Raw genomic sequence first — 20,104 nt, 5'->3', positions numbered from 1 at the left:
GCCGAAGGTGAAACGTGAACGACCGACCCGCAGCGAAAGGTGACCGATGGGCGACACGGACCCCGCCGGGCCGCTTCGGGATGCTTTACGGGGCGTTTCTCAGGCGTTCTTGACGTCCCGTCGGTCCACGGCGTACGTACCGGCGGCGACCAGCGCGACGGCGCCGGCCGCCAGCAGCGCGACCCCGCCCCAGGGGACACCGCCGAGCAGCGGGTCGTTGCCCAGCGCCCACTCCCAGGGCGAGACGCCCGCCAGTGGTTCCAGGGCGTCGGACATCGGCGCGATGGCGTGCAGCAGGTATCCGACGACGAGCACCCCCGCCGCCAGCCCCAGCGCGGGGCCGCGGCCGAGGCCGAACCCGACGGCGGCGTAGGCGACGCCCGCGTGCAGGACGGCCAGCAGGGCGGTGGTCAGCGTCACCGCCGCCACCCCGCCCGCGGAGACGTCCATGTCGAACGAGACGACCGAGCCGTACACCGACAGCCAGACCAGGACGCTGGTGACGGCCAGGCCGAACAGGACGCAGAGGAAGCGCGTCAGGAAGACCTGCCGGCGGGCGACCGGCAGCGCGAGCAGCAGCTCGAGCCGCCCCGCCTCCTCGTCCCCGCCGGTCAGGGCGGTCACGGTGGTCACGGCCATCAGTCCGAGCAGCAGCGGCAGCAGGACCGCGTAGAGGTTCCCCTTGAGGTAGCCGCTCGCACTGCTGATCCGGTCGATCCCGAACGCCGCGGCCACCTCGGGGGAGACGCCCGAGGAGAAGTCCTCCAGCGCGCCGGAGCTCTCCATCGAGGGCCAGGCGCCGACGACGGAGAGCGCGAGCAGGACCAGCGCGGCCGACCAGGCGAGCAGGGTGCGCTTCTGGATCTGTACTCCGCGCCGGAAGATCTCCGAGCTGGGCGATGACATGTGTGTTCCCTTCCGGCCGTCCCGGGGGCGGCCTTGATCACTGAGACCGTCGCGGGTCCGCCCGCGGTCACCGCCGCAGCGGACCGGCGGCCGGGGAGGTCTCCCCGGCGCCGCTCCCGCTGCCCGGGACGTCCTGCCGGTAGTACTCGAGGAACGCCTCCTCCAGGTCCGGTTCGGGCGCGGTGAGCGTCGCGATCCGGTGCCCGGCCAGGAACCGCAGCAGCTCGTCCGGCGAGCCGGTCCACGCCAGGGAGACCTCCCGGCCCTCCGGCCCGCGCGGCTCCACCGCCGACGCGCCCTCCAGGGCGGCCAGCGCGGTGAGCGGCACGTCCCCGCCGTCCGCGAAGGTGATGTGGAAGCGCTGCGCGGCCCCCCTGCGCAGCTCGCGCGTCGGGCCGGAGGCGACGAGCCTGCCGCCCTGCACCACCGCGACCAGGTCCGCGACCCGCTCGACCTCGGAGAGGATGTGCGAGGAGAGCAGCACGCTCTGCCCGTTGTCCCGGGCCTCCTCGACGAAGCCGAGGAACACCTGCTGCATCAACGGGTCGAGCCCGTTGGTCGGTTCGTCGAGGATCAGCAGTTCCGGCCGGGCCATGAAGGCGCCGATCAGGCCGACCTTGCGGCGGTTGCCGGTCGACAGCCCGCGCACCTTGCGGGCCGGGTCGACCCCGAACCGCCGGACCAGCTCGTCCCGGTAGGCGGTGTCGGCCGGCCCCCGCAGCCTGCCCCAGGAGGTCAGGGTCTGCCCGATGGTCAGCCGGTCGTCCAGCCGCAGCTCACCGGGGAGATAGCCGATCCGCCGCCGGACCTCGGGGTCGGTGGGGTCCTGGCCCAGCACCCGGACCCGGCCCGAGGTGGGGCGGGAGAGACCCATGAGCATGCGGATCGTGGTGCTCTTGCCCGCTCCGTTGGGTCCCAGGTATCCGTGGACCACACCCTGGGGGACCGTCAGGTTCAGCCGGCTCAGCGCGGTGAAGTCACCGAACTTCTTGGTGACGTCGGTACATTCGATGAGAGGGGTCACGTCTCTTCTGCTCTCTCCTCTTGCGTCGACGGCTTGTGCGTCCACCGTCGGCCGGAGTCCTCCGGCGGGTGTCTGGGACATCGGGGGGCGGGCCCCGGCGTCCGCCGTACGGTGTGCGCGGCGGGTTCACCGGGGGCCGGATCTGCGGGGCTGGATCCGGTCGGTCTGGTCGGTCTGGTCGGTCTGGTCGACGAAGCCGACGGCGCGGCTCACCGCTGCGGCGAAGCGCTCACCTCCCGTGGCCTTGAAGGCTCCGGCCGGGTGGTGGTGCGGGCGTGCGTCCCGCCGCGGACGCGGCCTGCCACCAGTAACCGTTCTCCACACCGAGCGCCGCCGCGCGGTCCAGATGCCCGGAATCCCGCAGCAGCCTGACGCCCGCCGCCAGGAGCCCCGGGTCCTGGGCGGCCACGGAGGCCGCCAGCGCCTGTGCCTCGGCGAGCGCCCCGCCGTCCGGCACGACGCGTTCCACCGCGCCCAGCCGGGCGAGTTCACCGGCCCGCACGCGCTCCCCGGGAACCAGCAGCAGCCGGGCCGCCACACCGCGGCCGACCCGGCGCAGCAGTGAGTGGACCGCACCGCCGCCCGGCACGGCACCGACCTCCAGCTCCGGAAGGCCGAACAGGGCGCCCTCCCCGGCCACCACCAGGTCGCAGGCGAGCGCCAGTTCGAGCCCGCCCCCGAGCGCGTACCCCTCGACGGCCGCCACCAGCGGGAAGGGGGCTTCGTGCAACGCCGAGAACACCGTGCGGAAACGGGCCCGCCGCACCGCGCGGCGCGACAGGTCCCGCCAGTCGGGTTCACGGGTGTCGGCGCCGCTGGAGAAGGTCCCGCCGGCGCCCGTGAACACCAGCGCACCCGGCGCCTCCTCGCCCTGATGCACCAAATCCTGTAATTCCGAGGCGAGTTGTCCCAGCATGGCGGTGGACATCGCGTTGCGGCGGTGCGGCCGGTTCAGCGTGACCGTGAGGACCCGCCCGTTGCGCTCCGTCAGTAAGGGGCGCTCGCCCATTTCCGTCCTCGCGTCCTTCCCGGTCGCCGTGTCTCGCCGGCTCATCCGCAGGGCCGCAGCAGTCTGAGCAGCTCCTTGCGCCCGGAGACGCCCACCTTGTGGAAGACCCGGCTCGCATAGTTCTTGACCGTCTGCCGGGTGAGGCACAGCTCGTGGGCGATCTCCTCGTTGGAGCGGCGCCGGAGCAGGAGGTCGAGGACCTCCTCCTCGCGCCCGCTCAGCTTCCACGGCTGCCCCGCCCCGGGGCCTTCCGCCCCTTGGGCGGGCTCGGGCTCGTCCGCCCCCAGATGCCAGAAGGTGCGCCCGCTCAGCACGTCGTGCAGCCCCTTGACGATGGACTCGGGCGGGCACGAATCGTGCACGAACCCGGCGGCGCCGCCCCTGATGCAGTCCACCACGCTGCGCGGGGTGTTGTCCCTGCTGTAGAGGATGACCCGGGTCCCGCTGTGCGCCAGATTGCCGCGGATCCCCTGCCACTGCTCGTACTCCACCAGCGCCGCGTCCGGCCGCCCCCCGGGCAGGCCGCCCACGGCGGTGGTGTGCGGGCAGCCGCCCAGCGCGGTGACGCCGGGATCGCCCCGGAAGAGATCGAGAATCGCCTTGCGTATCAAAGGCGACGAGTGCAGGACCAGTAGTCCGTGTCTGCCCTTCTGTGCCATACCGAAATCCCTCGTGCTCCAACAGCGCCGGCTGATGTCGTCTGTTTATCGTTCGACACTTTGTGAATGGTGTGCACTCTGTCGTCGAAGTGATGCCTTCCTTGCTTCGGCGGCAAGACTGTGGAGATTTCTGCGCGCGGCTGTGCGCTGTGCTGCCGGCGATTGTCGTCGGTGCGTGGAAATCCGCGGGAACCGGATTCCCCGGGGGAGCCGGTACCGGGTCTCGACGTGCGGGTGAAGACTCCGTGACATCCGCGGATCGGGGCTCGACGGCGATGGAGGACGGGTCCGCCGGACCGTCCCCGCCCCGCTGCCCTCCTGAGCCCTCACAGGGCTCGGCCTGCGCGTTTCGTTCGATCCGGGCGGTCCCGAGAGCGACGGTGGTGTCGGGATCCCGTGTCGGGCGGCGGCGCACAGGCCCAGGTGTCGTACAGCTTTACATTCGAATTTCCCCCGAAGTCGAACGGTTTCCCCGGAATTCATGAGGAGCTCGAAGAGAAGCGCCCGCCGCTGCGCGGGGCACGCGGCCGCTCATGTGCTCCACATGATGTGAATCCTGAGCGATTCGGAGAGTGACTGTCAACGGATCGAGTCCGCCCCGGCGCCCCGTGACCGAGGACACATTTCCCTCATCGTCCGCCGCTGACCTGCGTGGACCCGCGGGATATCGCCAGGAGTCGGGCCGGCCGGCCGGGGCCGGGCACCGGAAGACTAGGGGAATGCCCATTCATCCGTGGGCGGTGAATCGAGAAGGGCCAGGTGGAACCGGATTGCTCCGGTTCCACCTGGCCCTGACCGCAGGTCTTCTCAGCCCCGGTGGATGGTGATCGTCGTCCAGGCGCCCACGTGGACCCGGTCGCCGTCCTGCAACGGGACCGGGACGAAGGGCTGGATCGGCTCCTCCGAGCCGTTGACCGTCGTGCCGTTCGTCGAGTTCTGGTCGACGACCGCCCAACCGCCGTCCGGCTGCTGCACCAGCACCGCGTGCTGGTGCGAGACGCCCGGGTCCTCCGGCGGTGTCGACAGGTCGATGTCGGGGGTGTCACCGGTGGAGTGGCGCCGACGGCCGATCGTGAGCTGGTTGCCGGTGAGGGCGCGCTGCTGCTCGGGCGAGTACGCGGGCAGGTTCAGGCCCGTGGCCTCGGGGCCGGAGCGCTGCATCATCGCCATGAAGTACTCACGGTCCGGACCGATCGTCGCGGTCCAGGTCACCGGCGCCTGGGACTGCTGCGGGAACCCTCCGGGACCGGACGGCGCCTGGGTCGCACCGGGCTGCGGGTAGCCGTAACCACCGGGACCGTTCGGGCCGCCGGGGCCGTTCGGGCCGCCGGAGGGCGGGGGGATCACCCAGTCGTCGTCACCGCCGCCGAAGGCGGGACCGCCCTGGTGCGGCGGACGGCCGGTCTCCTGCGGGAATCCGGGCGGGGCCGACGGGCCGCCACCGAACGCCTGCGGACCACCCGGACCACCCGGACCACCCGGGCCGCCGTAGCCCCCCTGGCCACCGGGGCCGCCGTGACCACCCGGGCCGGGCGGTGGGGGGACCGGGCGGGAGGGGTCGCCGCCGAAACCGGGCGGGCCCGGCGGGATCGGCTCGGCGGGCCGGTTCACCTGGGACGGACGGGAGCCCTGGTACTCGTTGTAGGGGTCACCGCCGCCGTACGGCGGGCCGGGCGGCTGCTGGTACTGCCCCCCGGGTCCACCCGGACCACCGGGACCGCCGGGACCACCGGGTCCGCCCGGGCCGGGGGGCGTCGGGCGCGGGGCGGCCGGGGTGTACGAGGTGGCCGTGTTCGTCAGGAAGTTCCACCGGCACTCCTCGCAGAACGGCGCGCCGCCCTCACGCGGCGTACGGCACTGGGGGCACAGCTCCGGCGGGCCGCCGAAACCACCGGGGCCGCCCTGGCCGCCGGGCCCGGACCGGCCGCCGGGAGGCGGGAACCCGTAGCCGCCACCGGGCGGCGGGGGAGGAGGCGGGGGCGCGGACCCCGCCATGCGGTGACCGCACACCTCGCACCAGTCGTCGGAACCCGACTGGTGTCCGTTCGGGCAGGTCGGCATGTCGGCGCCTCCTCCTCTCCTTTTCGGTCGCTTCCGACCGAAGTTCTCCGGCCTGGGGGCCGGGCTCGTTCACTTCAGATTCACTTCTTCACGCGGACGGTCTTGGTGGACCGGGTTTCGAGTGTCATCTCGTCGGCCTCCTCGACCCTCGCTTTCAGTCGCACAGTACCTGTCGAGGCGTCGACCACGTCCACCACCTTCGCAAGCAGTTTCGCGGTGTCCGCGTTGCCGGAGGCGCTCGCGAGCTGGACGGCGCGGCCCAGTTTGGCCGTTGCTCCGTCGGAATCGCCTGCTTTGCGCAGGTTGAGACCCTGTTGGATGACTTGTGCCAGTTCGGCCTGCCCGGTGTAGTGGGCGACTTGGGGGTTCAACGATGTGGAGGCGACCATGTCGTCCGTCCACACCGCCCGCACGAGACCTTGCGCGTTGAGCTTCTGAACTCCCTCCCCGGGCTGCGGAATCACCAGGGAGAGCCGGGCGGCGAGCATCTCCTGCCCGATGCCCGCCGCCGGGACCTCGACGCAGAGGTGGTAGTCGCGGGACTCGTCGCCCCAGGACCCCAGCGGGTAGTCGCCCGCCCGCGGGCCGGCCTCGGCACGGCGGTCGGTCAGGTCCTCGACCGTGGGCGCGACCTGTTTGACGAACTTCACAGTCGTGCCCACCGGGGTCCACAGCCGCAGGCAGACGTCCGCGACCTCCTTGCCCATCGCCGCCTCCATCATCCGCGTGAAGTCGGCGGCGAGTCCGGCCGGGTCGGCGACGATGTCGGCGCTGCCGAGGAGGCCGGAGGCGATGGCTGTGACTTCTTTCACTTCCCAGTCGGTGCCCACTCCGCGGGCGTCACAGGTGAACCGCCCGGCGCACGCCTCCAGGGCCGACCGCAGGTCCTCCGGCGACTCGTGCTCGTTGCGCCCGTCGGTCAGCAGGATGCCGTGCCGGATCGCCACGTCCGCCGACGCCAGCAGCCGGTCGGCCAGCCGGAGCCAGGTGCCGATGGCCGTGCCCCCGCCGGCGCTCAGCGCCCGCAGCGCCTGCTTGGCCTGTCCGCGGGTGGCCGCGTCGGCGACCGCGAGCCGCCCGGCACCGGGGTAGACCTCCCGCGCCACGTGCGTGCCGCCGACCACCGCGAAGTGCACGCCGTCGCGCAGGGCATCGATCGCGGCGGCCGTGGCGTCCCGGGCGTTGCGCATCTTGGTCGGCGGGTAGTCCATCGAGCCGGAGCAGTCGACCATGAGCACCACGGCCGCCGAGGGCCCCTCGCCGGGCGCGTAGAGGTGGGGGGCCGCCACCGCGCTGCCGATGGTGCCGCCGCCGGTCGCGGTCACCGTGACGATGGCGTTGACCTCGCGGCCGCCCTCCGGCAGGTACTCGTTCTGGTACACGTCCACCGAGAACTGCGGCACGTTGGATTTCGAGAAGTTGGCCATGCCTGTTTCTCTCCCCCTGGAGAACCCCGCGGCGGTGCGGGGCGACGACAGATGACGGACCGGTCCCCTCCGGTTCGTTTCCGGTTCGTTGGCACCTTCCCGCGGCTTCCCGCGGCTTCCCCGTAGTTTCCCCGCGGGGGCCCGCCGTACGCGGCCTCAGGCCGATCCCGCCCCCTGCCGCACGGCGGGGAACGGGATCAGAGCCACCGTCACGTTGTCGTGGCCCCCGCCGTCGAGGGCGTGGCCGACCAGGACCCGGGCGGCGTGCAGCGGGCGGACGGCGGCGTCGACGGGGAGCACCCGGGCCATCTCCTCGGCCGCCTCCGCGTAGTTCCACAGCCCGTCGGTGCAGACCACGACCACACCGGGCCGGTCCGGCTTGAACGACGCGGTGTGCGGCTCCAGTTCGTAGGCGTCCGCGCCGAGCCAGCCGGTGATCGCGTGGGCGCGCTGGTCGGCGTAGGCCTCGGCCTCGCCCATCAGCCCGGCGGCGACCATCTGGGCGGCCCAGGAGTCGTCCTCGGTGAGCCGGGCCGGGGGCGCGCTGCGGTCGACCGGCACCCAGTACACGCGGCTGTCGCCGACCCAGCCGACGACCAGCAGGCCGTCGGTCACCACACTGCCGACGAAGGTGCAGGCGGGGGCGTTCTGGTGCGGGGACCGCTCACGGTCCGTGGCGGGCTCGTCGGCCAGCGCGTCGACCGCGTCCGCCGCGGCGACGATCGCGTCGTGCATCGCCTGCTGCGGGTGCGTGCCGCGCGGCAGGGCCGCGAGCAGCGACTCGTTCGCCGCCCGGGACGCGGCCAGCGAGGCCTCGTCGGGCCGGGTGGCGGAGGAGACGCCGTCGCAGACGATCGCGACCGAGGCGGGGGAGCCGTCGGGCAGCGTGGTGGTGCCGATCCCGAAGGCGTCCTCGTTGCGGTGGTGGCGCAGACCGCGGTCGCTGACCGCGGCCAGCGGGCCGCATTCCTGTTCCATGTGGTCCCGTTCGCGTGGCTGGGCGTGGCCGCAGTTCTCGCAGTAGCCGTCGTCGTCCACCCTGCCCGCGCGGCAGGCCACGCACACCGTGGGCTCCGGGGCGCTCGTGGTCGCCGGCGTGCCCGCGGGCTCCGGGGCGTTCGCGGAGACCGGGGCGGGCTGTCCGTGCTCGGCGGACACGCGCGGGTCCGGGGCCTGGAGCGGGTACTCCTCGGGCTGCGCGGCCGGCCGGGCGGGGCGGTCGAAGCGCACACCGGAGGACCGGGCCGCGCCGTCGGCGGGAGGCGCGGCGGGCGGGGGCGGAGGCGGGGGTGCGGGCGGGGCGGCCGGACGCGGTGGCACGACCCCGGGTGCCGGTGCCGGTGCCGAGGGTGCGGGGTGGGGGGCGGGGCCGGACAGCGGCAGGCCGGTCGAGTCCGTGCCCGCCAGGTCCGTCGGCCGGTGCGTCGGGGCGGACGCGCCGGAGCCCTCCGGACCGGCGGCGGGCCAGCCCGGCCCGGCCGGCGGCGCCGGTGGCGGCCCCGGAGGCGTCTGCGGGGGCACCACCGGGCCCGGCGCGGGCGCCGCACCGTTCATGACGATCGTCGGATGGTCCGTCGGCGGTGCCGGGACCGCCGACAGGTCGTATCCGCACGCACCGCAGAAACGATCACCCGGCTCGAGGGGTTCCTCGCAGTTCGGGCACTTCGACAGAGCGGCCTGCTGGGGCATTTGCGACATCAACTACACCCATGTCCGGGGGCGGTAACGGTTGGCACGTTCCACCAGGTCGATCCTCTCCTCACCGCTCCGCGCCAGCCGGGCCAGCGTGCGGTACGAACGCTCCAGCCCGAAGCGCAGGCTCCGCTCGTCCAGTCCGCTGCCGAGCAGGGTCCGTCCCTCGGCGGCGCTGCCGGCGCTCCGGTCCCCCCGGCCCGGCGGGGCCGGAAACGGAACGGAACCCCGGCCCCCGGAGAGTACCCAGTCCAGCGCGCAGCCGAGGACCTCGGCCGACAACCGCTCCCGGTGCGCCGGATCCAGTCCGTACGACTCCAGGGCCTCGACCTGGGACGCGGCGGCGCTCAGGTCGTCCAGGAACGGTACGTCACCGGCGGTGGCGGCCCGCCCCCGCAGCCGGGCGCGTACGGCCGCCACCCGCGCGGCCGTGTAGTGGATGGAGGACTCCGGCACCGACTCCAGCGTCCCTACGGCACCGCGCCGGTCACCGGTGGCGAGCCGCACGCGGGCCAGGCCGAACGCCGCGCTCACATGGCTCGGGTCGGTCGACCACACCAGGCGGTAGTACTCGGCGGCGTTGTCGAGCTGGCCCAGCACCTCCGCGCACAGGCCGAGCGCCAGCTTGGGGGCGATCTCGCCCGGGAAGGCGTCGTAGATCGCGTCGAAGGCGAGCGCGGCGCCCTCGTGGTCGCCGGTGACCAGGGCGGCGACCCCGCGGTACCAGACCACCCGCCAGTCGTCGGGGTCCTGCTCCTCCAGGGCCCGCAGCGCGTCCAGCGCGGTGTCCGACTCGCCGGTCTCCAGCCAGGCGCGGACCTGCCGCAGCCGGGTCTCGGCCGACGGCGCGGGCACCGCCGCCAGGGCGTGGACCAGCTCGGCGGGCGCGGAGGCCAGCAGGCCCGCCAGGAAGCCGGCGTTGGGGTCGGCGGGGTCGACGTGCGGGACGGGCAGGGCGAGGGCCGCCGCGGGAGCGTCGACGGGCTTGACGAGGTCCGCCGGACCGGAGGCGGAAGCGGTGCCGGGAGGAGGGGCGGTGACGGCCCCTCCGGCGAGCTGCTTCCGTCCCGGCCCCCGCCGAGGTGACCCGGCGCGCCGCACCGCCCGCGCCCCGAGGCGTGACACATCGCCCCACGGCCGGGGGAACAACTCCGTGTCCGCCACCCGCGGTTCCGGGCCGAACAGGGTCGACAGGGCGGGGCGGGCCCGGCCCGACCGGAGCGAGACGACCTCGCGCAGGACACCGGTGAGCTGCTCGCTCATCTCCTGCGCGGAGGCGAACCTGCGGGCCGGGTCGGGATCGGTGGCGCGGACCAGTAACCGGTAGAACGACTCGTACTGCCGGAAGGCCTCGATGTGGTCGGGGTCGGGCAGCGAGTCCGCGTAGACGTTCGTGTAGCCCTGGAAGTCGAAGGTGAGGACGGCGAGCGTCCGGGCGACCGTGTAGAGGTCGGAGGCGACCGAGGGACCGACGTCGGCGACCTCGGGGGCCTGGTAGCCGACCGTGCCGTAGATGGCCGACTCGTCGTCGTCCGCCCTGCGCACCGCGCCCATGTCGATCAGCTTGAGCTCGTCCTCGGTCTGGATCGCGTTGTCGACCTTGAAGTCGCAGTACAGCAGGTTGCGGCTGTGCAGGTGCCCCAGCGCCTCGAGCGCCTCGATGCCGTACGCGCACGCCTGCTCCACCGGCAGCGGGTCCCGTCTGCCGTCCGGCGTCCGGCGGCTGTTGGCGATCTCCTTCAGGGCCTTGCCGCCGACGTACTCCATGACGATGTAGCCGTCGAGGGAACCGGTGCGCTGGTCGAGGTGCTCCACGAAGTTGTAGATCCGCACGATGTTGGCGTGCTCGATCTCCGCGAGGAAGCGCCGCTCGGAGATCGCCGCGGCCATCGCGTCCTGGTCGCCCGTGTCCAGCAGACCCTTGAGGACCACCCAGCGGTCCGAGACGGCCCGGTCCACGGCGAGGTAGATCCAGCCCAGTCCGCCGTGCGCCAGGCAGCCGACCACCTCGTACTGGCCGTGCACCACGTCGTCGGCCCGCAGCTTCGGGACGAACGAGTACGGGTGGCCGCACCTGGTGCAGAAGCCCTCCGTGCGCCCCGGCCGGCCCGCCCGCGCACGGCCCACCTGGGCCCCGCAGTCCGAACGGGAGCAGAATCGCTTCCGCTCGGGCACCTCGGGGTTGTCCAGCACCATCGCGCGCGGGTCGGGGCGCGGGATCGGCGGCACCTGGACCAGCCCCGCGCCCAGCCGGCCGCGGCCGGAGGAGCCCGTCGACGAACCGGAGCCGCGCACCGACACCGAGCGTTCGGCGCCGCCTCCCGGCAGGGAACGGGAGAGCCGCCCGGACACCGAACGCCGGGACCGGGACGACCGGGACGACCGTGCCGAATGCGAGGGCTGCGACGGATGTGACGGCTGCGACGGCTGCGACGACCCACGCGCACCGCGGCCGCCGGCGGTGAGACCGGTCGGGACCGAGCCGACCATGCCCGTCGTCGGCGACACCACCGGCGCCAGACCGCAGGTGTCGCAGTACAGTTCGCCGCCGCCGACGTCCTCGTAGGCGCCCTCGCAGCCGGGACGCTGACAGGTCCGGGCAGCGGCGGCCCCCGCCTGCGGCTCCGGCTCAGGCTGTTCCGCCCGTGCTCCCTGCCCGCTCCGCCCCTGGCGGTGTGTCCGGTGCTCCGCCTGACTCATGCCGCTGCCTCCCCGTTGTCGCTCATGCGCCGGGCCTCCCGCCCCCCTCGGACGTGCCCTGGCCGGGCACCCGGGGTGCGGCGGCGCCGAGGAGCTCGGCGGCCGCCTGCTGGTAGCGCAGCACCGCCTCCCGGGCGACGCGCAGATCGCAGGGCGCGCTCCACAGCATGCGGCGCGCCCTCTCGTACCGCTCGACCAGCACGGCGTCCTCCGCGAGACCGTGCCGGGCGACCTTCGCCCGGTACGCGTCGAGCCGGCCGCGCAGTTCGGCACGGACCGCCAGCGGGGCGGTGACCGCGGTCAACGACTCGCGGGCGCGCTCCAGTTCGTCCTCCGCCTTCTGCTCCAGGGACTCCAGGAGCGGGGAGAGCCGGTGCCACTGGGCGTGCCTGCGGTACTCGGCGGCCGTCGCCAGCTGCTCCTGCAGTACGGTCGGCGGCCCGCTGACCACCGGAACCTCCGTCGCGGCGATCTTCGCGAGCACCTCGCCGCGCGCGGTGCGCGCCTCGGCGAGCGTGCGGTCGGCGCGCGACAGGACGTCCCGCAGCCGCACGATCCGCTTCTCGGAGTCCTGACGGACCGCCAGCACCGCGTCGATCTCGCGGCGCACCTCCTCCAGGGCCCGCGCCTCACGGTCGTACACCGTCGTGTCCGGTCTGCCGCCGCCCGGCGCCGAACTTCCCTCCGCGGGCTTCCAGAACGCCAGCGGGTCGGACACCACCTGCTCGCGCAGCGCGGTCAGCGAGTGGGTAATCCGCTCCAGGTCGTCGCCCGCCGGATGCTCGCCGGGGCGCACCCCGACCGGGTGCGCGAGCCGGCGGGTGCGGTGGAGTTCGGCGGCCAGCAGATCGATCCGGGCGGGCAGCGCCGACCACACCGCGTCCGCGGCGACGACCACGTCCAGCGACGCGGCGTACAGCTCGTTCATCCGCTCGACCAGCGTGGCCAGCGAGTAGCGCTCGCTGAGCCGGTTCCCCGGCCGGCCGGGGGGCGTCGGCGCGTTCGCGGCGGCGGCGGAGGCGGCCGAGCCGGCGACGGTGACGCACTCGCCGCGCAGCAGCTCCGTCAGCTCCACCAGGTCCTCACGGCTGGACCAGCGGCGCCGGGCACGGATCTCCCGGGCGGTGCGCAGGGCGCCCGTGTACGCGTCGAAGTACGTCCACAGCAGCGTGATCGACGCCTCGGTGGCCGCCCAGCGCTCCGCGGTGCGGCCGGTGAGGCGGGCACCCTCCAGGAGCCTGCGGCCCGCGTGGTCCTGGAGGGCCAGCAGCGAGGTCTCGACCGCCTCGTGCTCCGCGCCGAGCCGCGCGAGCGCACGGTCCACCTCGTCCCGGTCCATCACCGGCCCGGCGGGGTCCGTGTCGCCCATCGGTCACCTTTCGCTGCGGGTCGGTCGTTCACGTTTCACCTTCGGCTGCTGGCCCTTGACGCCCGGTCAACTCGTGCGCAGGTACTGCGGAGCGGGCGGCTCCGACTTCGCGGGATCACTGCCCAGTGTCGCCGACAGCCATGTCTCGTACGCCTTCTGCCACCCGTCCCCGGCGTCCTCGCGGAAGTCCACCAGGATCCGGTTGACCCGGCGCAGCAGGTCCTTCGCGCCCTGCGCCATCGCCACGCCGTAGTACTCCGTCGTGAAGGCGTCGCCCTTGAGCTCGACCGTCGGGTCCTGGGCGGCCTGGCTGGCGGCGAGCGCGCCGTCGGTGACCACCGCGTCGACCTCGCCGAGCTGCAGCCGCACCAGGCAGTCGAGCTGGTTGGGGACGGTGGTGCGGATGTCGGCGGACTTCGGGAGCCTGCCCGCCGCCCTGTCCTCCTCCAGCTTCGCGTACGCGGTGGAGCCCGCCGCCGTGCAGATCCTCCGGTCCGCGAGCGACTTGTCGTATCCCGTGATCGACGACGCCTTCGGGGCCAGGACCTGCTGCCCCGTCCGGAAGTACGGGGCGGAGAAGGCCACGTCCCGGAGGCGTTCGCAGTTGATGGTCATCGTGCGGACGACCATGTCGACCCGGCCGTCCTTGATCGCCGGGATGCGCTGGTCGGTGGGGATCGCCTTGAACTGGACCGCGTCCCGGTCGCCGAGTATGTCCTCGGCGATGCGGTGCGCCAGGTCGATGTCGAAGCCCTCGAGCCGTGCGCCGTCCCCGCCGTTGGGGTCCCGGTAGCCCCAGCGGTAGCTGTTCTGGTCGATGCCGACGATCAGCTTGCGCTTCTCGCCCGGCCGGTTCTTGATCGCGTCGATGGTGACGCCGTCCTCGCCGGAGGGGGGCAGGGTCTGCTTCTCCGGATCGGTGCACTCCGCGTCCGCGTCCGCGTCGATGGCGTCCGTCACGGTGTGCCCCGCGGACTCGGGGGCCTTCGGGGCCTTGGCGGCGGGGGACCCGGCGTGGGTCAGCACCAGCGCGAAGACCAGCGCGAGCACGCACACGGTGGCCATCGCGCCCACCCCGCCCCAGCCCCGCAGGCCGGCCCGCAGGCGTCGTGCGTTCCTCATCACGCCCCCACTCACCGGTACTCCGACAGCCTGCGGCCGATGCCCAGCACCGCGCCGGCCGCGCCCAGCAGGGCGAGGGCCGCCGCACCCTCCGGCAGCCCCCTCAGCGCGTCCCGGCCGGCGCCGGCCGCCTCCGCGAACTCGGCCTTCTCGTGGGCGAGCGCGGCCGCCAGGCTGCTGTCGACGCCGTCGAAGCACTCGCCGGTCGCGCCCTTGCCGCCGATCACCAGGTCCAGCGCCTCCTGGTAGTTGCCCTTCTCGTCCTGGTCCCGGGCGGCCCCGTGGCGCTTCCTCCACTCCGTCATGTTGCTCACGGCGGCGGTGACCGGCTTCTCGCCGCTGCGGTCGTCCGCGAGCTCTCCGGCCCGGGTCAGTCCCTTGCCGAGGGCGGCCATGTCGCGTTCGAAGTCGTGGTCGTAGGCGTCGTACGTCCGGTCGCCGACCTTCTTCGTCTCGGCGCCGCGCGACACCAGCGTCAGGTTCTCGTTGCCCCGGGCCCGCAGGGAGGCGATGCGGGCGTCGTGCAGCACGTCGAGCGAGCGGACGCCGTGGTCGTAGGAGTCGTGCAGCCCCGAGCGGGCGAGGCTGTGGCCGGCGACCAGCCAGAGCAGGACCACCGTGGCCGCCGCCGTGGCCGCGACCAGGCCGTGGTTGAGCACGCGGTGGGTGCGCAGGTAGGTGCGGCGCTGGGTCCAGGCGAGCGCGGCGAGGGCGAGGGCGCCGAGCGCGATGGCCGCCCACGGGTACGGGGTCGCGTCCGCGTAGTCGGCCCGGAGGCGCTGGTTCTCCTTCTGGTAGAGGTCCTCCGCCGCCGGGAGCATCTCCTGCTGCATCTTCTCGTTCGCGTACCGCAGATAGGCGCCGCCCACGGGGTATCCCTGGCGGTTGTAGGTGCGGGCGCGCTCCACCAGGCCCTTGTACTCGGGCAGCAGCCGGTTGAGTTCGGCGATCCTCGCCGCCGACGAGGAGCCGGGGTCGGAGTTGGCCGCGGCGTTGACCAGTTTGGCGGCGGCGGTGCGGATGTCCTTCTCGTAGCGGTCCCGGGAGGCGGCGGTCTCCTGACCGCCGGCCAGGAAGCCGCTGGAGGCCGCGGTGTTGGCGTCCGCGAGGGAGCGGTAGATGTCGGCTGCGTCGGAGGTGAGGGGCTGGCTGCTGGTGAGGACGGCGTCGGCCGCCGCGGCCCGGTCGGTCATCTGCCAGGCGGTGACGGCTCCGAAGGCGACGACCAGGGTGGCGAGGACCGCGCCGATGACCCGCAGGCGCCCGGGTTCGGTGGTGGCGGCCTCGCGCAGGCGCGCGGCGCCCTCGACGAACGCCGTGCGACAGGGTGCTTCCGGAGGCGGGGGCGCGGGAGGCCGGGAGCCGGTGGAGGTGTGACGGGGGGCCGCCGGCGCGCCGCCGGGCCCGGACTGCGGCGGTACGGCGGGCACTGCACCGGACACTGCGGTGGGCATGGTGGGCGCGGCCCCGCCCGGCGGTACCGTGCTGCCGCTCGGCGTCTGTGTCACTCGACCTCCCCCGTGGTCATCCGTCCCGCCAAGTATCGCCGCACGGACCGGCATGTGCACCGGCTTTGGCGTGATCTTGAACCGCCCGCCGGTTCCTCTGTCGATCCGACAGTCCGCCGATCCGACCGGCCGGCGTCCCGCCGGTCCGACGGTCGGCCCGACGGTCGGCCCGGCCGCGATCCGGTGGTGATCCGCCCGCCGGGTTGGACTGCCGCTCCACCCGCCGCTCCACCCGCCGGTCCGACTGCCGGTCCGACTGCCGGTCCGACTGCCGGGCGGTCGCCGGGAGTTCCGGCTGCCGCGGCGCCCCGGCCCTCCCCGCGGACCGGCTCCCGCACGCCCCCTCCGCACGACCCCTGCCCATGAACACGCCGGTGGAATCCGGTTGGTTCCGGGCGCCCGCGAGGGGCCGGCGCCGGTGTGCGGTCGACCGGACCTGCAGGAGCCTCCAAGCCCGCCCCCAGGCCTGTTCTCCGGGCGGTTCTCGCGCCTGCCCTCAGGCCCGCCGCCCGGCCTTCGGGCCCGTTCGGCGGGCCGGGGCGGGGAAACGGACGGCTCCCACCCGGCGAGGACGAGGCGTGCCGGGCCGCGCCGCACCGGCGTGACGCATGGGCCCGACACCGGGCCCTAACCGTTCCTGAAGACTGAGCAGGAGTGAGCCCGCTCGGCCGCACGCCCCGAACGGTCTTGGGCGCACTGGTCCCCGGCGTACTCGACCCCGGGGCGGCGACACGCATCTCGTGCGTGGTCCGGGCCCGGGAGGCCGGCTCCCTGCGCGACCTGGCCATTGAGGACGGCCAGAGGTGACGGGGAGGCCCTGAACCATCACTCCGGTGGAGCAGGGGCCCCGCTCACTGGCGCCGTACCCGGCGTCCCAGATCGCACAGCCACGCTAACCCGGGCAGCCCACGGCGCCGCAAGCCCGGAAGCCGACCACCACACGATCGAGTTACATCACCCTCGTGCACGCTCCTCGGCAAGCAGCTGGCGACCCCGCTCGTAGTGGGCCCGCAGCCGGGCGTGGGCCTCCGGCGGGGCCGCCAGGTGGTCCAGGCCCAGCAGGGCCGCGCCCAGGACCGGGGCAGTGGTGACGACCCGGGGGACCGCCCTGGGGGCGCGTTCGGCGAGCAGGGCGCGGATCCGGTCGTCCAGCAGGGCGTGCCGTGCGGCCAGGACGCTGCCGCCCAGCAGGACGGGCGTCTCCTCGGCGAGCAGGTCCAGGCGGGCCAACGCCACCACGGCCATCGCCACCACCTCCTCGGCCTGGCGCTCGACGATGGCACCGGCGACCGCGTCGCCCCCGGCCGCCGTGGCGAACAGGACCGGGGCGAGTTCGTGACGGCGGGCCGAGGGGAGGTGCCCCAGGTGCAGGGCCTCGATGAGGGCCGGCATGCCGGACAGACCGAAGTGGGCCGGGAGGGCGTCGGCGAGGGCGGTGGCGGCGCCGCGGCCGTCCTGGGCCCGGGCCGCGTGCCACAGGGCCTCCTCGGCCAGCGCCCAACCCCCGCCCCAGTCACCGGAGATGCGGCCGAGCGCCGGGAAGCGGGCGGTACGCCCGTCGGGGCGCATGCCGACGCAGTTGACGCCCGCGCCGCAGACCACGGCGACCCCGCGGGGCTCGGCGATCCCGGCGCGCAGGATCGCGAACGTGTCGTTGCGGACCCGCACGGTGGCACCCCAGCCGCGCGCCGTCAGGGCCGCCGTCAACTGCTGCTCCTCCACGGGGAGGTCGGCGTTGGCCAGACAGGCCGAGACATGGGAGACGGCGGTGACCCCGGCTGCGGTGAACGCGGCGCCGACGGCCTCGGCGAGGGCGTCCACCGCCCGCTCCACACCGACGGCGGGCGGCTGGAACCCGGCGCCGCGGGCCGTGGCCAGGACCTCGCCGTGCAGGTCGACCACGGCGACGTCCGTCTTGCTGTTGCCGGCGTCCACGGCGAGGACGCCCGCGGTCACGCCCACGTCAGGTACTCCCGGTTGTGCGCGAGGAGTTGCCCGGTGAGCCGCTCGGCGTACTCGTACTGGCCGATCAGCGGGTGGGCGAGGAGGGCGCGGAAGACCCGCTCGCGACTGCCGTGCAGGGCCGCTTCGAGGGCGAGGTCCTCGTAGGCGGTGACGTGCGCCATCAGGCCCGCGAAGAGGGGGTCCACCCGGGGCACCGGCAGCGGGCTCGCGCCCTTCGGGCCCACGGCGGCCTGCACCTCGATCACCGCGTCCTCGGGGAGGAAGGGGAGCGTGGAGCCGTTGCGGGCGTTCACCACCTGGTACGGGCTGCCGGCGCCGCGCAGCAGGGCCGCCGCCAGGTCCACCGCGGCCTCCGAGTAGTAGGCGCCGCCGCGCTCGGCCAGCAGGGCCGGTTTCTCGTCCAGGGCGGGGTCGGCGTAGAGGCCGAGCAGCCGGCGCTCCATGTCGGCCACCTCGGCGGCCCGGGACGGCCTGGTGCGCATCTCCCGTACGACCTCGTCGTGGGCGTAGTAGTAGCGCAGGTAGTACGAGGGGACCACGCCGAGGCGGTCCAGGACGGCCCGGGGCAGCCGGAGGTCGGCGGCGATCGCGTCGCCGTGGTCCCGCAGCAGGGTGGGCAGGACGTCCTCGCCGTCGGGGCCGCCCCGGCGCACCGCGGTCTCCCAGGTGAGGTGGTTCAGGCCCACGTGGTCGAGGTGGAGATCGGCGGGGTCGGTGCCGAGGCGGGCGGCGAACCTGCGCTGGAGGCCGATGGCGACGTTGCACAGCCCCACCGCCCGGTGCCCGGCCCGCAGCAGCGCCCGGGTGACGATGCCGACGGGGTTGGTGAAGTCGATGATCCAGGCGTCGGGGTTGCTCCGCCGGACCCGTTCGGCGATGTCGAGCACGACCGGGACCGTGCGCAGCGCCTTGGCGAGACCGCCGGCGCCGGTGGTCTCCTGGCCGACGCAGCCGCACTCCAGCGGCCAGGTCTCGTCCTGCTGCCGGGCCGCCTGGCCGCCCACCCGCAACTGGAGCAGCACCGCGTCGGCGCCGTCCACGGCCGCGTCCAGGTCGGAGGTGGTGACGACACGTCCCGCGTGTCCCTGCCGGGCGAGGATGCGGCGGGCCAGCCCGCCCACCGGCTCCAGCCGCTCCGCGGCCGGATCGACCAGGACCAGCTCCTCGACGGGCAGGGTGTCCCGTAACCGGGCGAAGCCGTCGACGAGTTCGGGCGTGTAGGTCGAACCGCCCCCGACCACGGTGAGTTTCATTGGCGTCGACCCTCTGCTTCCGCTCCGGTGGACGTGACACGGTCGGCGAACGCCTCCCGCGCGAGAGGCATATCAGGCTCCCGGGCGCCATGACCAGAGCGGGCGCGGGCGCGGACGCGGGCACGGGGGTCGGGCACGGGGGTCGGGTGCGGGTCGGGCACGGGAACGGCGGAGGGCGGCACCCGGAGCTCCCGAGTGCCGCCCTCCGCCGTGCTTCTCCGCGCCGCCGCGGTCTACTTCGTGGTGTTCGGCGGGGGCAGCGGGGAGGCCGCCATGGACTGCGGCGAGACGCTGCTCGCGTAGGCGGACGGGGGAGCGACGGCCGCCGCCGGATCGGGGCCCTCCATCTCCACCGGGACCGTGTCACCGCCGACGATGCGGATGCCGGCCGCGTCGAAGGCCCGCTTGATGCGCCAGCGCAGCTCGCGCTCCACCGTCAGCGACTTCCCGGGCATCGTCCTCGCCGAGACCCGGACCACCATCGAGTCCAGCAGGACGGAGTCGAGGCCGAGGACCTCGATGGAGCTCCACAGGAGCTCGTTCCAGGGCTCCTCCTTGCTCATCCGCTCCGCGACGGCGACGAGCGTGTCCTTCACCTGGTCGATGTTCTCGTCCGAGCGGACCGTGACGTCCACGTTGGCGGTCGCCCAGCCCTGGGAGAGGTTGCCTATGCGCTTGACCTCGCCGTTGCGGACGTACCAGATCTCTCCGTGGTCGCCGCGCAGCTTGGTCACCCGCAGCCCGACCTCGATGACCTCGCCGGAGGCGACGCCCGCGTCGACGGTGTCACCGACGCCGTACTGGTCCTCGAGGATCATGAACACGCCGGAGAGGAAGTCCGTGACCAGGTTGCGGGCGCCGAAACCGATCGCGACACCGGCGACACCGGCCGAGGCCAGCAGCGGGGCCAGATTGATCTGGAACGTACCCAGGATCATCAGCGCGGCCGTACCGAGGATCACGAACGACGCGACCGACCGCAGCACCGAGCCGATCGCCTGCGAGCGCTGGCGCCGCCGCTCGGCGTTGACCAGCAGCCCCCCGAGCCCGGTGCCGTCCACGGCCGTACCGGTCCGGGACATCCGGTCGACGAGCTTGGTGATCGCCCGCCGCACGACCACTCTCAGTACCGCGGCGATCACCACGATGAGCAGGACCCTCAGACCGATCGCGAGCCACGTCGCCCAGTTCTCCTCCACCCAGCCGGCGGCGTTGGTGGCGCTCTCGTGGGCGTCCTTGAGGCTGGGAACCATCGGGGTCCCGGAATCCGAGGGCGTCGGCGACGATCCCTCGGCCGGCAGGAGGGCGGGCAAGGACACGGCAGGTACCTCCAGGTGCAGGTTCTGCCCCCGGTGCGGCGGTCAAGGTCTTCAAGGTCTTCAAGGTCACGAAAAGGTCACCGGTGCGGG

Annotated in this window: 14 protein-coding genes; all 14 read right to left on the bottom strand. The window is 73.9% G+C overall.

Going from position 1 to position 20,104, the window contains the following annotated elements; all coding sequences use genetic code 11:
- Positions 1-99 precede the first annotated feature (99 nt).
- The 14 genes from ACWEQO_RS32055 to ACWEQO_RS31990 all read right to left on the bottom strand — a co-directional run bounded on the left by ACWEQO_RS32055 (position 100) and on the right by ACWEQO_RS31990 (position 20,014).
- The gene (locus tag ACWEQO_RS32055) at positions 100-906 is read right to left on the bottom strand and encodes an ABC transporter permease subunit (protein WP_452986137.1); all 807 of its coding nucleotides are present in this window, start codon (positions 904-906) and stop codon (positions 100-102) included.
- 67 nt (positions 907-973) lie between these two features.
- Positions 974-1,930, bottom strand: coding sequence for an ABC transporter ATP-binding protein (locus ACWEQO_RS32050; protein WP_452986136.1), 957 nt, complete (start codon positions 1,928-1,930; stop codon positions 974-976).
- A gap of 229 nt (positions 1,931-2,159) precedes the next feature.
- A complete protein-coding gene (locus ACWEQO_RS32045; RefSeq protein WP_452986135.1) occupies positions 2,160-2,939 on the bottom strand; it encodes an enoyl-CoA hydratase/isomerase family protein in 780 nt (259 codons plus the stop codon).
- A gap of 41 nt (positions 2,940-2,980) precedes the next feature.
- Positions 2,981-3,598 (bottom strand): response regulator transcription factor, encoded by a 618-nt coding sequence (locus ACWEQO_RS32040; protein WP_361459749.1) that lies wholly within the window; start codon positions 3,596-3,598, stop codon positions 2,981-2,983.
- Between the two features lie 807 nt (positions 3,599-4,405).
- Positions 4,406-5,659, bottom strand: a complete 1,254-nt coding sequence (locus ACWEQO_RS32035; RefSeq protein WP_452986134.1) for an FHA domain-containing protein — start codon at positions 5,657-5,659, stop codon at positions 4,406-4,408.
- A gap of 80 nt (positions 5,660-5,739) precedes the next feature.
- Positions 5,740-7,086, bottom strand: coding sequence for a vWA domain-containing protein (locus ACWEQO_RS32030; protein WP_452986133.1), 1,347 nt, complete (start codon positions 7,084-7,086; stop codon positions 5,740-5,742).
- A gap of 156 nt (positions 7,087-7,242) precedes the next feature.
- Positions 7,243-8,784, bottom strand: a complete 1,542-nt coding sequence (locus ACWEQO_RS32025) for a PP2C family serine/threonine-protein phosphatase (RefSeq protein WP_452986132.1) — start codon at positions 8,782-8,784, stop codon at positions 7,243-7,245.
- A gap of 3 nt (positions 8,785-8,787) precedes the next feature.
- Positions 8,788-11,478 carry a tetratricopeptide repeat protein gene (locus ACWEQO_RS32020; RefSeq protein WP_452986131.1) on the bottom strand — a complete coding sequence of 897 codons (2,691 nt, stop codon included), beginning with the start codon at positions 11,476-11,478 and terminating at the stop codon, positions 8,788-8,790.
- A 22-nt stretch (positions 11,479-11,500) separates the two neighbouring features.
- Positions 11,501-12,847 (bottom strand): hypothetical protein, encoded by a 1,347-nt coding sequence (locus ACWEQO_RS32015; protein WP_452986130.1) that lies wholly within the window; start codon positions 12,845-12,847, stop codon positions 11,501-11,503.
- A 66-nt stretch (positions 12,848-12,913) separates the two neighbouring features.
- On the bottom strand, positions 12,914-13,969 hold the full coding sequence (locus ACWEQO_RS32010; RefSeq protein WP_452986129.1) for a glutamate ABC transporter substrate-binding protein: 1,056 nt from the start codon (positions 13,967-13,969) through the stop codon (positions 12,914-12,916).
- A gap of 11 nt (positions 13,970-13,980) precedes the next feature.
- On the bottom strand, positions 13,981-15,423 hold the full coding sequence (locus ACWEQO_RS32005) for a hypothetical protein (RefSeq protein ID WP_452986139.1): 1,443 nt from the start codon (positions 15,421-15,423) through the stop codon (positions 13,981-13,983).
- 1,008 nt (positions 15,424-16,431) lie between these two features.
- Positions 16,432-17,439, bottom strand: a complete 1,008-nt coding sequence (locus ACWEQO_RS32000; RefSeq protein WP_452986128.1) for an N-acetylglucosamine kinase — start codon at positions 17,437-17,439, stop codon at positions 16,432-16,434.
- Positions 17,430-18,695, bottom strand: coding sequence for a 6-phospho-beta-glucosidase (locus ACWEQO_RS31995; protein ID WP_452986127.1), 1,266 nt, complete (start codon positions 18,693-18,695; stop codon positions 17,430-17,432). Before ACWEQO_RS31995 ends, ACWEQO_RS32000 begins: the two co-directional genes overlap by 10 nt.
- 233 nt (positions 18,696-18,928) lie before the next feature.
- On the bottom strand, positions 18,929-20,014 hold the full coding sequence (locus ACWEQO_RS31990; protein WP_361459739.1) for a mechanosensitive ion channel family protein: 1,086 nt from the start codon (positions 20,012-20,014) through the stop codon (positions 18,929-18,931).
- Positions 20,015-20,104: the final 90 nt, after the last annotated feature.

This window comes from Streptomyces sp. NPDC004051 (assembly GCF_053604275.1).
The sequence above is the reverse complement of the archived record's forward strand: the minus strand, read 5'-3'. Positions and strand labels throughout refer to the sequence as shown.

What these genes read in the sequence shown, in the direction of transcription:
- ACWEQO_RS32055 (WP_452986137.1), bottom strand. Translation starts at nt 906, where the DNA reads ATGTCATCGCCCAGCTCGGAGATCTTCCGGCGCGGAGTACAGATCCAG.
- ACWEQO_RS32045 (WP_452986135.1), bottom strand. Translation starts at nt 2,939, where the DNA reads ATGGGCGAGCGCCCCTTACTGACGGAGCGCAACGGGCGGGTCCTCACG.
- ACWEQO_RS32040 (WP_361459749.1), bottom strand. Translation starts at nt 3,598, where the DNA reads ATGGCACAGAAGGGCAGACACGGACTACTGGTCCTGCACTCGTCGCCT.
- ACWEQO_RS32035 (WP_452986134.1), bottom strand. Translation starts at nt 5,659, where the DNA reads ATGCCGACCTGCCCGAACGGACACCAGTCGGGTTCCGACGACTGGTGC.
- ACWEQO_RS32030 (WP_452986133.1), bottom strand. Translation starts at nt 7,086, where the DNA reads ATGGCCAACTTCTCGAAATCCAACGTGCCGCAGTTCTCGGTGGACGTG.
- ACWEQO_RS32025 (WP_452986132.1), bottom strand. Translation starts at nt 8,784, where the DNA reads ATGTCGCAAATGCCCCAGCAGGCCGCTCTGTCGAAGTGCCCGAACTGC.
- ACWEQO_RS32020 (WP_452986131.1), bottom strand. Translation starts at nt 11,478, where the DNA reads ATGAGTCAGGCGGAGCACCGGACACACCGCCAGGGGCGGAGCGGGCAG.
- ACWEQO_RS32015 (WP_452986130.1), bottom strand. Translation starts at nt 12,847, where the DNA reads ATGGGCGACACGGACCCCGCCGGGCCGGTGATGGACCGGGACGAGGTG.
- ACWEQO_RS32010 (WP_452986129.1), bottom strand. Translation starts at nt 13,969, where the DNA reads ATGAGGAACGCACGACGCCTGCGGGCCGGCCTGCGGGGCTGGGGCGGG.
- ACWEQO_RS32005 (WP_452986139.1), bottom strand. Translation starts at nt 15,423, where the DNA reads ATGCCCACCGCAGTGTCCGGTGCAGTGCCCGCCGTACCGCCGCAGTCC.
- ACWEQO_RS31995 (WP_452986127.1), bottom strand. Translation starts at nt 18,695, where the DNA reads ATGAAACTCACCGTGGTCGGGGGCGGTTCGACCTACACGCCCGAACTC.